This window comes from Acidiphilium sp. PM (assembly GCF_000219295.1).
GTDB lineage: Bacteria > Pseudomonadota > Alphaproteobacteria > Acetobacterales > Acetobacteraceae > Acidiphilium > Acidiphilium multivorum.
The window spans coordinates 1-686 of the sequence record NZ_AFPR01000416.1 but is presented as its reverse complement, the minus strand read 5'-3'; the positions used below and the strand labels follow the sequence as shown (position 1 = coordinate 686).

The following is a 686-nucleotide window of genomic DNA, read 5'->3' as shown; positions in this document are numbered from 1 at the left end:
CCGCCGCGCGGGCCAGCCCCTTGGGCACCAGCCGCTTCGCCTCCTGCACGATCAGCGCGCGCAGCGCCGCCACGCCCGGACAATCGGGGATCGACGAAGCCGCGCGTTCGGCCACCTCGTCCAGCAGGTCGAGCGCGCCCTCGATGCCGAAGCGCCGCACGGCGCTCGGCCGCTGCAGCGCGGCGTCGCGCCCGACCGGCTTGCCGCACGAAGCCGCATCCCCGGCGGCATCGCAGAGATCGTCGGCGATCTGGTAGGCATCGCCGAGATTGTCCCCCAGCGCCCGCCACGGCAGCGGATCCTTGCCCGCGCTCGCCGCCCCGGCCATTGCCGCCGCCGCGAACAGCGCCGAGGTCTTGGCCCGCTGATAGCGCGCGAGATCCACCTCATCCTCGCTCTCCCAGGCCTGGCCGGCGACGATCCCGCCCGGCATGCCGACCGCCTCGGCGACGATCCCGCTCAGCGCGATCACCGGGCCCGGCTGCACCGCGCAGCCAAGTGCGAGCGTCTGGAACGCCAGCACGATCAGCGCATCGCCCGCAAGCACCGCGATCGGCGCGCCGAACGCGGCATGCACCGAGGGACGGCCGCGCCGCGTCGCCGCATCGTCGAAACACGGCAGGTCGTCATGCACCAGCGAGGCGCAATGCAGGAATTCCAGCGCCGCCCCGCCGCCACCGCCGCGT

1 protein-coding gene is annotated in these 686 nt (G+C 74.3%); it reads right to left on the bottom strand.

Annotated elements, in window-relative coordinates:
• Nucleotides 1–686: polyprenyl synthetase family protein (locus tag APM_RS13145; RefSeq protein WP_007423854.1), on the bottom strand; the 686-nt coding region annotated here is incomplete at both ends.